The organism is Thiocapsa sp. (genome assembly GCF_035467215.1).
GTDB lineage: Bacteria > Pseudomonadota > Gammaproteobacteria > Chromatiales > Chromatiaceae > Thiocapsa.
In genome coordinates, this window is record NZ_DATITZ010000261.1 from 1 (window position 1) to 10,310 (window position 10,310).

The window sequence follows — 10,310 nt, forward strand, 5'->3', positions numbered from 1 at the left end:
CTCGTCGAGCGCATGTCGGCCCTGAGCGCGGCCGAGGATCTTTTGGATCAGATCGGCGAGCGCCTGGAGTCGCTCGCGGACTTACCCGTGGAAACGGCTCGGACCAGGGCTCGCGAAACACGCGATTGGCTCCGGACCGCACGCGCAGCGCTGAGCACGGACAGGTTGAACGACGAACGCGCACAACTCTTCGCCAAAGACACCTTTCTTCGCATCATGGCAGCCAACGTCAAGCTCATCCCAAGCGGTCACGACTACTTCGTCGAGGGCAACGAGTCGATCCTCGACGCGTCGGTGCGGGCCGGGATCAACCTCAATTACGGTTGTGCGAGCGGGAATTGCGGGGCCTGCAAGGCGCGCTTGATCAGCGGAGAAACGCGGAAGATCCGCGAGCACGACTATGTCCTGAGCGAGCGCGAGAAGGCGATGGGCTACCTCTTAACCTGCTCGCATACGGCGGTGACCGACGTGGTCATCGAGGCGGCCGAGGCCCTCTCGGTCACCGATCTCCCGCATCAGGAGATTCGAGCCAGTCTGCGCAAGCTCGAGCACATCTCCGAGGATCTCGTCTCACTCAACGTACAGACCCCGCGGACCCAGACGCTGCGCTTCATGTCGGGCCAGCGTGTGCGACTCACGCTCGAAGACGGCGCGAGTCGCGAGCTGCCGATCGCGAGCTGTCCCTGCAACGCCCGACACCTTTGGTTTTACGTCAGACGCGGCGCCGACGCCTTCTCCGATGAGGTCTTCAAACCACTGCGCCCTGGCCATCTGATCACGGTCGAGGGGCCTTACGGTGGGTTCGTCCTGACCGAGGACGCGCCGGAGCCCGCGGTCTTCATCGCCTTCGGCGACGGCATCGCGCCCGTGAAGAGCCTGATCGAGCACGCCGTCTCGATCGATGTGATCGAGTCCTTCCACCTCTACTGGGATACGCAATATCCGGAAGGGCACTATCAGGGACGTTGGGGCCGCGCGCTCACGGATGCGCTGGATAACTTCCAATTGACCCCCTTGATGAGCGGCCGGGCGGAAGATGTCTTTGCGGTGGTCCGCGCCGATCACCCGGATCTACGCGGCCTGCGTTTCTACCTGGCCGGTCCGGAAGGACCCATCGGACGGCTGGCGGAACTGCTCCGCAGCGAAGGAATCGCCGATGACCGGATCGCTTGCGAGATTACCGAGACTTAAACCGCGCCTGACGCGATATGCGATATCCCAGGATGGGATCGGCCCGAGCAGATTTAACGACCGCCGGGGGATGCGCGGTTTAAGATTTTGAAATATATATTACTTTAAACCGCGTCCCCGCTAAGGACTGTGGATGCACCAAACGTCGGGTTGACTCGAAAGTGAGCATCTCGCTCTAGACGCGGTTTAAACCTCCAGCAGCCCCGCCAGTGTACGGTAAAACCCGTCGAGCCAAGGCTCATGTTGGTCGAATTGCCCCAGCAGAGGTCTTGCCCCGGCCGTCTCGCGCGAGCTCGGATAGATCAGTCTGCCGTCCCAGGTCTCACGCACTTCGAAGGAGCAAACTCGACGAGCTCGCGGGCCTCCGTCCGACCCGCGAGTGACCGCCCTCGGATCATTCCCTTCAATACCGTCCCTCAATCGCCCTGCTCGCCCTCCTCCCGGAGATCGTCCAACAGGGTCTCGGGCTCGATGACCACGCCTGAACCGTCCGGCGCGGGAAAGACGGCAACCATCCGGCCGTCCTTCGCCATGCCGGTCAACCACCGGGTCATGAAGACGTCGAGCGCCAGCGGCTCGGCGCGACAATCGGCCCAATCCTGCGTCGCCAGCGCCGTGGCACATGCCGCATCGGGCCAGAAGGGAAAACACTCCCGCCCTTCATCGTCGGAAAAGGCGATAAAACCATCTTCTCCCTTCAAGGTCCAGACCTGGCCCTGTTGCGTGACCCGTGCAAGAAACGCGATATAGCGCTCTTCACCCGGCAGGTCGAAACTGCCCGAGAGATCCTCTGCATTCGGTGATGCGTTCATTGCAAGGTCGTTTCCCAAAGTGTCGTCAGCCGAAATCCTGCTCGAGGATCGCATTGACCCGTCGGCAGATCTCGCGCCCGTAGTCGGTCCAAAGGCCCTGCCCCCAGTAGCGATAGCAGCTCGTTTGAGATGCCATCAGGTGGAAGAGCGCGTTGCGATAGCGCGGGTCGTCGGTGGCGACGCCGGGAATCAGGACCTTTTGGTTGAAGTTCGCGCTCGCCTCCTCCATCGGGCCCAGCACGTCGTCGTAACCCTTCACCCAGGACAGATCGGATGTCCAACTGCCGCCTTCCATGTGGAATCGGCCGTCTTCGCGCTTGAGCTCGGTAATCGCTTTCTCCAGCTTCTCCGGTCCGTCGCCCGGCTGGATGCGCGCCCAGATGCGATCGTGAAACAGGGGCTGGACCTCGGGGAGATCGGACTCCTTGATGCCGAGCGCGAAGAGATGCTCCAGATACTCGCTCCCGTTCATCATGGGGGTGTCGGTGTGGCTCGAAGCCCCCACCACCTCCATGAACTTGCCCGGGAACTCGTTCATCATGACACCGCCGTTCTCGCCGTCGGCGATCTGGGTGACCAGCGGCGGGATCGACTTGCCGGCGAGCGCGACGCGCTGCAACCCTTGCGCCTCGTACCAGGGCTGCATCTGGGCGACCAGCTTGGTGTCCGACCCCTGGGTCTTGACGATGGCGATGATGCTCGCCGTCTCGCCGTGCGAGTTGGTAACGACCAGGCGATGCGGGATGTGCGGGCGCTCCGGATTACGCCCGGTGTCGACCTGCTGGACCGTGTGCTCCTGCACCAGCACCCATTGAAAGCCGCAATCCACCAGCGTCTTGACGAAGGCATAGGCCACGTCGGGATGGTTCGGCAGGGCCATCTCGGAGGGAGAGAAGCCGCGCACCCGCTCCAACGCCTCCCACCCGAAGATGGCGGCGAAGTGATGTTGGAACGCCTTCACGTGCAGACGGAAATCCTGCACGGGCGTGGAGGGCGCGACCGCGTGGCCCCAAGGCATACCGAGCCACTCGACCGCCCAGTTGTAATCCGGGTTGCACGTCATGCCCTTGAGCGCATCGATCACGTGATGCTCGCCCATCTTGCGCAGACCGTGCAGCAGGGTGCCCGAGTATTCGAGCATGCAGCGCTGTGACTTGCCCTCGTTGATCAATTGCGGGATGAACTCGCCCATCCGCTTGTAGCACCAGACGAAGGCCGGGGCGTTGTAATTGTCCCCGATGTGCTGATTCTCCATCATGTACTGGAGGTTGCTGATCAAGGCGGCGCTGCGCAGATCCCCGCCGCCGGCCGGGATCAGGGGCTGATGCTGATGCAGGGCGATGGCGGTCGCCGAGCGGATGGAGCTGAAATCGATGCCGCCGCGATCGGCGAACAGCGTACGCGTCCGCGCGTCGGCAACGACGGCCTCGACCTCCGATTCATGGCCGCAGATATTCGGAAGGTCATCGACATACTCGGGTAGCGGTTTCACGCTGGACTCCTTGAGAAAGGGTGGCTCCGGGGTTGCCGGAGAGTTTCAAGATGCTTTCGGTGCGGGCGCCTCGGATGCGGCCGGCGCATCGGGCGCATGGGTCGTCGGCGGGGCGTTCGCGGCCGCCTCGGCGCGCATGTCCGCTTCGAGCGATTCGGGCTCGGAGGCCGACTCGGGCGCGGGTACATCGGCGTCCGCTGGCTCCCCGCGGATCCCGATACGCGCGAGTGCGGCACGACTAGCCTCCAGATCCGCCTCGGCACGCGGCACCCAAGCCTCGCCCCAGTAGAGATGGCAGCTGGTCTCGGCGCGCAGCAGACGCCACATCGCCTCCTCGATCGCCTCGGCCTCCGGGCCTTCACAGACGCCCCGCTCGGTGGCGCACCAACGCGCGTCATGCACCATTCGGCTGGCCTTGGCGAATGCGTCGATCGCCTGCTTCTGGCGCTCCGATCCGGTCCATTGGGTGAAGTCGCGCCCGTGATGCCAGCCGGTATTCCAGGCGCCGGTGCGCACCCGCACCTCGCCGTGAGCGCCGTAGGTATCCAGATAGCGGCTGATGAAGGTCGGTGCGATCGCGGCCTCGCCGGCAGCAACCCGCTCGAGCAAAGGCAGATAGAAGGCACTCCAGAAGTTGGCCCCTTCGGTCACGTTCCTGAACCAACCGCCGTTCTCGCCGTCGGTGCAGGTGGTCACGAGCGGCGTGAAGTCGCACCACTTGGTCCGCTCGGCGACCTCCGCGAGGAACCAGTCCAGCTCCATCCCGGATTCCTGGGCATCGGAGAGATCGCGATCACGCACGATGACCGTGATCGCCTCGCCGCCGAAACGCGCGATATGCGGCCGATAACGCAGCTCCTGCCAGCTCATGGGCGAGATCGGCTCGACATGCTCGCTGTCGACCATGACATAGCGGTAGCCGAATGCGCGCAGCAGCGGGATCAGCTCCATCGAGAATCCCATCTCGGGCGGCCAGAAGCCTTGGAAGCGCGGACGCCAGAGCAGGTGATGGGCGATGCCGAGCCAGCGGCGCAGCTGCTCCTCGCGGTCGGCCTCGGGGATCAGCGGCAGTACCGGATGGTAAAAACCCGTCCCCAAGACCTCGAAGAGCTTCTCGTTCTGTAAGTGCCACAGGAGGGATCCGCAATCCACGGTGCCGTAGACACGCTTCTGGAACTCGGGATTCGACAGGGTCTCGAGCAGGGTACCGGACAGGGAGAGATGGACGCGAGCCAGGTCTTCGTGACCCCACAGACTGCGCGGGATGCGGTCCAGGGCGAAGAGGATCTCCTTCGCCTCCCAGCTCTGGTTATCGAGAAGCTCCTCGAGATTGCCGGCGGGCTGATGCAGGTTCAGAACAAGCGCATGCTGGGCGATCACGGTACGACACTCCCGGATGGCATGAAGAGCGTTAGGATAACAGAGGCGCGACCAACGCCCAAAAACCCGACGCCTTCTGTCGATGCGCACTTGCGACCGCGAAGCGGACGCACCATCTCGCCTTGGGTGCGGTGCCTGTCACCCTCCAATCGCGTGCCCCGCGCGCCCCCGTCGATGCAAGCCTCCGAGACAGACTATCGCATGCCCAAGATTCTCATCGACCCCGAGTCGACGTCGCTGGATCACAGATTCGCGATCATCAAGACAAAACGGACCGACCGTGCCCGCTACCCGGAGGGGTGCGTCACGGTCGTCGAGGATGAAGCGACGGCGCTCGCGGCGGCGGCGTCTGATCGCGGCCTCCATCCGGCGATCGTCTACGGGCCGTCGAGCTCCTCGGAAGGCCAGCGGCTCTACTATCTGGTGCGTTGGCTCGCATGAGTGCATCGACCTTCGACCAGCCGTCCGCAGACGTCCCGGTGCTGCGCATCCGGGACCTACACAAGTTCTATCGCGAGGGTGAAGGGACGACTGAGCACCGCGTCCTGGAAGGTATCAACTTCGACGTGGACCGCGGCGAGTGCGTCGCACTGCTCGGCCGCAGCGGCTCAGGCAAGTCGACCCTGCTCAACCTGCTCGCCGGCATCGATCGGCCGGATCAAGGGCGCGTCGAGGTCATGGGACATACCCTCGCGACACTCGGCGAGCCCGGCCTGACGCTCCTGCGACGCCGCCAGGTCGGTTTCATCTATCAGTTCTTCAATCTGATCCCGACCCTGACGGTCGCCGAGAATCTCGCCTTGCCGCTCGAGCTGAACGGCACCTCGCTCGCCCGCGGCATGTCCCGGATCACCGAGATGTTGGAGCGCCTCGGACTCGGCGCTCGCGCCCGGGCCTTCCCGGATCAGCTCTCCGGCGGGGAGCAGCAGCGCGTCGCCATCGGCCGCGCCCTCATCCACTCCCCCGCCTTGGTCCTGGCCGACGAGCCGACCGGCAACCTGGATGTGGAGACCGGCGAGCAGATCCTCGCGCTGCTGGCCGAGCTGTTCGCGGATCGGCGCCGGACGCTGATCCTGGTGACGCACAGCCTGGCGGTCTCGCGCATCGACGACCGGGTGCTCACGCTCGATAAGGGGCAGCTGGTCGACTCGGCCCGGGATCTCGCCTGGTGATTCCGGTCCTCGTTCGCGCCAGCCTGCGCTATCTGGCCCGCCACCGTTGGCAGTCCGGCCTTTCGGTCCTCGGCATCGCACTCGGTGTCGCGGTCGTCATCGCCGTGGACATCGCCAACGAGAGCGCAAGGCGGGCCTTCGACCTCTCGATCGAGCGCGTCGCCGGTCGAGCGACCCACCGCATCGAAGCGGCCTCCGGCGGCATCGCGGATGCGGTCTATGCCGATCTGCGCCGCCGGGGCGGACTCGCAGCGGCCGATGCCTCGCCGGTCATCGAGTTCCCGATAAGGATCGGCGAGGCAACCTTGACCCTGATCGGGCTCGATCTGCTGGCCTTCTCCTCCATCCGAGGCACCGGCCTGACGGTCGAAGGCACGTCGCTGATCCGTCTGCTAACCCAGCCCGACACCCTGCTGTTGAGCGCAGCCGATGCACGGCGTCTCGGCGTCGCGCCGGGGGATGCCTTGCCGTTGCGGATCGGGACCCACGCCATCTCGGCCGAGCTGGTCGGTATCCTCGCCTCGGATCAGGCGGGGGGCTTCGAGGGTCTGGCGATCGCGGACATCGCAACCGCGCAGGAGATCGCCGGGCGGATCGGCTCGATCGACCGGATCGATCTGGTCCTCACGCCCGAGGACGCGTCTGTTGTGGCCGAAACGCTTCCACCCGGACTACGGCTGGTCGAGTCTGCGCAACGCAGCGAGACCCTGCGTCAGATGACACGGGCCTTCCATACCAATCTGACCGCCATGAGCCTGCTCGCCATGCTGGTCGGTGGGTTCATCATCTACAACACCATGACCTTCGCGGTGCTGCAGCGACGCAGCCTGCTCGGCTCGCTGCGCACACTCGGCTGCACGCGCGGTCAACTCTTCGCGTTGGTCCTGTCCGAGGCGCTGGTGTTCGCTGTGGCGGGCGCACTGCTCGGATTGGCCTTGGGCATTCTGACCGGCTGGGGATTGGTGCAACTGGTCACGCGCACCATCAACGACATCTATTTCACGCTGACCGTGCGCGAGCTCTTCGTCACGCCCCTCTCGGTCGTGAAGGGAGTCGCCGCAGGGCTTCTCATCACCTTGGTCGCCGCGCTCGGCCCGGCGGTCGAGGCCGCACGGGCTCAGCCGCGCGACGTACTGCGCGCCAACAGCCTGGAGCGTCGCGGACAGCGCTGGGTGCTCTGGCTGGGTGCGTTCGGTCTGGCGCTGATGATCGTCGGATGGGGTGCGGCCCAGCTCCCGAGTCGTTCGCTCGGTCTCGGCTTCCTGGCCATCCTGATCCTGATTCTCGGTTTCAGCCTCTGTGTCCCCGCCCTGCTCCGCGCGATCGCACTCGGCTTGACGCGCGTCGTCGGGCCGATCGGCGGAATCCCCGCCGTGCTCGCGGCGCGCGGCGTGGCCGCATCCATCACCCGTACCGGCATCGCCGCGGCGGCCCTGACCGTCGCCATCTCCTCGACCCTCGGGGTCGGCGTCATGATCGACAGCTTTCGCAGCAGCCTGGTCGTTTGGCTGGACACGACGCTGCAAAGCGACATCTATGTCTCCGCACCTTCGGAGACGGGAAATCGCGCGGACGGCGCCCTGCCGTCCGGGCTGGCGCAGCGCCTGTCCGGCCTTGCGGGCATCGCCGAGATCAGCATGGGGCGCAGCGTGCGAGTCGAGGCCGAAACCGGCTCGGTGCTCCTACTCGGGTTGACCTCCTCGTCGATTAGCCCGAGCGGCTTCACCTTCGAGGACGGAGCAGCCGTGGATCTCTGGGCCCGTTTCGAGGCCGGCGAGCTGATCCTCGCCTCGGAGCCCTACGCCTATCACCACAAGGCCGGGGTCGGCAACCGAGTTGCCCTCTTTACCGACAGCGGCTGGCAGTCCTTCGAGATTGGCGGCGTCTTTCGCGACTACGGCTCGGATGCGGGGATGCTGGTCATGTCCGGCGGCCGTTACGCGGCGCTGTGGGACGACGACGCCGTCTCATCCATCGGCATCATGATCGACGACAACACCGATCGCGCCGAGGTCTTCGAGCGGGTCCGCGACCTGACGGAGGCGCTCGATACCCCGGTCCTCGTCGCCTTGAACGATGAGATCCGCGAGCAATCACTCGAGATCTTCGACCGCACCTTCTCCATCACCCACGTCCTGCGTCTGCTGGCGATCGGTGTCGCCTTCATCGGCGTGTTGAGCGCCCTGATGGCGCTCGAGCTGGAGCGGCGTCGCGACTACGCCGTGATGCGTGCGACCGGCATGACCCGGCGCGAGCTGACCCTGTTGATCCTGACCCAAACCTCCATCCTGGGCCTCTCGGCCGGACTGCTGGCGATCCCGCTCGGACTCGTCATGGCAGACCTCCTCATCGGGGTCGTGAATCTGCGATCCTTCGGCTGGACCATGGAGATGCGCATCCCGCCCCTGACCCTGATCCAGGGTGTGCTGCTCGCCTGGAGCGCCGCCTTGCTGGCGGGCCTCTATCCGGCTTATCGTTCGGCCAACACGGACCCGGCGCAGGCGTTGAGGTCGGAATAAGGTGCTTGAAATCCAGGCGACCGTTCTTGCCACGGGAACGAGAATCCCGTGTATCCTTGTCGGCGATGACGAGAAAGAACCGCCGGTTTCGAATCAAGACGTCGAATGACCGACGGGGCCTCAGTAAAAACCCCCGAAGAGTCCACACCGGAATCCAAGAGGCGAGCGAGCGACATGGCCGACGACAAAACCATCGTAACCAAGAAGACAGCACCAAAAGCGGCTGCGGAGAGCAAGAACACAGCCATCAAGAAGACCGCAGCGAAGAAGACGGTCACGACATCGACCGCCGGCCCGAGCGCCGGGCTGAAAACCGCGCCGGCCAAGGCCGCTCCTGCAAAGACCACTCCGGCAAAGGCTGCTCCTGCAAAAGCCGCCGCGACAAAGAAGGCCACACCCGCACGCGTCGGTGCGACCGCAGCGAGCGCAGCCGCAAAAAAGACACCCGCCAAAAAGGCTCCCGCAAAGCCCGGAGCCGCAGCGCCGCGCGTCGCTCCGGCCGCACTGGAAGGCAAATCCATCAGCCTGAGATCGCTCGCCAATGTCTCCGACGAGGAGCGACTGCACATGATCCACGAGGCGGCCTATTACCGTGCGGAAAAACGCCGATTCGCACCCGGACATGAGGTCGAGGATTGGGCCGAAGCCGAGCGTGAGATCGACGATCTACTCGCCAGCGCAAAGCGGATCTCCGGGCGCTGATCTCGGGCCGCGCGCCGAAGCGGAGCGGGTCTCGCCCGGCGTGACGGGTTCCCTTTGAAACGCTCGCCAAAGTCCCCGAGCTGGTCAGGGACAATCCCGTGCATTACACTTTACATGTCGATCCCATGGCGTTTCATTTGCGTCCTTGATGCTCTGTCGCCCCACCGGGGAGAGGGGATCTTGGCATGACCGAGTACCGATGAACCGACTCCGTTTTCCGGCCCCTCGTTCGAGCGGGCTCCGCCGTGCCCTCGGCTGGATCGGCGCGATGCTCTTCGTTGCGGCCTGGTATCTGGCTGCACAGGCCGTCATGGATCTCCTGTTCGAGGTCAAGCCCGGACCCGATGCCGTTCGAACCGACCTGATCGCGCACCTCCTGATCGGCGCCCTGCTCTACGGCATGTCGAGCAGCCTCGCGCGCTTCGTTCTCGGCACGGCTGCCCTGTTCACCGCGCTGACGCTCGGCAACGCGCTCAAGATGTCGATCTTGGGCGGTCCCCTGATGCCGGACGACTTCGTCGCCGCCAAGAACATGTTTCTGCTGCTCGAGGGTTGGCAGCTCGCAGGGGCCGCACTCATGGTTGCCGTCCCGGCGATCCTGCTCTGGTGGATGATCGCCTGGCGTCGGGCTTGGTCCTGGGTCAATATCGGCGTCGTTGCGCTCGCCGCCGCACTGCTCGTCGCCTTCCCCGAGCCGGCAAGTCTCGCGCTGGATAAGCAGTTCGGAAATTCGGTCTGGAATCAACGCGGCAACTTCGAGTCCAGAGGTCTCCCGCTGCAACTCCTTCAGGAGGGCGTGCGCAGTCGCGCACGGCGCGAGCCCGCCCCGACGCCGGGCGAGGTCGAAGAGGCACTCGCGCGGCTCGGCACCTCTGTCCAGGTCGACCTGATCAAGGTTGCAAGCCCGGCGGCACCGAAGCGCAATCTCCACATGATCGTGCTCGAATCCTTCTGGGATCCGATGCTGCTCGGCGCATCCAAGCTCTCCGCCGATCCGCTTGATCCGGCATTCCGCGAGCTTTGGGCCGCATCGGGGCACGCC

8 protein-coding genes and 1 pseudogene are annotated in these 10,310 nt (G+C 64.9%); 6 read left to right on the top strand and 3 right to left on the bottom strand.

What is annotated here, in order from left to right:
• Positions 1-1,191 (top strand): 2Fe-2S iron-sulfur cluster-binding protein (locus VLR48_RS14890; RefSeq protein WP_325292547.1); only part of this gene is annotated, 1,191 nt, incomplete at its 5' end.
• 416 nt (positions 1,192-1,607) lie between these two features.
• On the opposite strand, the gene VLR48_RS14895 is transcribed toward VLR48_RS14890, so the two are convergent.
• The 3 genes from VLR48_RS14895 to VLR48_RS14905 are packed head-to-tail and all read right to left on the bottom strand — an operon-like array spanning position 1,608 to position 4,875.
• Positions 1,608-2,003 (bottom strand): DUF2750 domain-containing protein, encoded by a 396-nt coding sequence (locus VLR48_RS14895; protein ID WP_325292548.1) that lies wholly within the window; start codon positions 2,001-2,003, stop codon positions 1,608-1,610.
• Positions 2,004-2,028: 25 nt separating this feature from the next.
• Complete coding sequence (locus tag VLR48_RS14900) at positions 2,029-3,495, bottom strand: glycosyl hydrolase family 57 (RefSeq protein WP_325292549.1); 1,467 nt, start codon at positions 3,493-3,495, stop codon at positions 2,029-2,031.
• A 45-nt stretch (positions 3,496-3,540) separates the two neighbouring features.
• Positions 3,541-4,875, bottom strand: a complete 1,335-nt coding sequence (locus tag VLR48_RS14905) for a glycoside hydrolase family 57 (RefSeq protein ID WP_325292550.1) — start codon at positions 4,873-4,875, stop codon at positions 3,541-3,543.
• 201 nt (positions 4,876-5,076) lie between these two features.
• Between VLR48_RS14905 and VLR48_RS14910 the strand changes: the two genes are divergently transcribed.
• The 5 genes and pseudogenes from VLR48_RS14910 to VLR48_RS14930 all read left to right on the top strand — a co-directional run.
• Positions 5,077-5,316: a hypothetical protein gene (locus tag VLR48_RS14910; RefSeq protein ID WP_325292551.1), complete on the top strand. Its 240-nt coding sequence runs from the start codon at positions 5,077-5,079 to the stop codon at positions 5,314-5,316.
• Positions 5,313-6,047, top strand: a complete 735-nt coding sequence (locus VLR48_RS14915; protein WP_325292552.1) for an ABC transporter ATP-binding protein — start codon at positions 5,313-5,315, stop codon at positions 6,045-6,047. The genes VLR48_RS14910 and VLR48_RS14915 overlap by 4 nt, the downstream gene beginning before the upstream one ends.
• Positions 6,044-8,566: an FtsX-like permease family protein gene (locus tag VLR48_RS14920; protein WP_325292553.1), complete on the top strand. Its 2,523-nt coding sequence runs from the start codon at positions 6,044-6,046 to the stop codon at positions 8,564-8,566. The genes VLR48_RS14915 and VLR48_RS14920 overlap by 4 nt, the downstream gene beginning before the upstream one ends.
• Before the next feature lie 174 nt (positions 8,567-8,740).
• Positions 8,741-9,268, top strand: a complete 528-nt coding sequence (locus tag VLR48_RS14925; RefSeq protein ID WP_325292554.1) for a DUF2934 domain-containing protein — start codon at positions 8,741-8,743, stop codon at positions 9,266-9,268.
• 199 nt (positions 9,269-9,467) lie between these two features.
• Positions 9,468-10,310 (top strand): annotated as a pseudogene (locus VLR48_RS14930) (LTA synthase family protein); the annotation flags it as partial.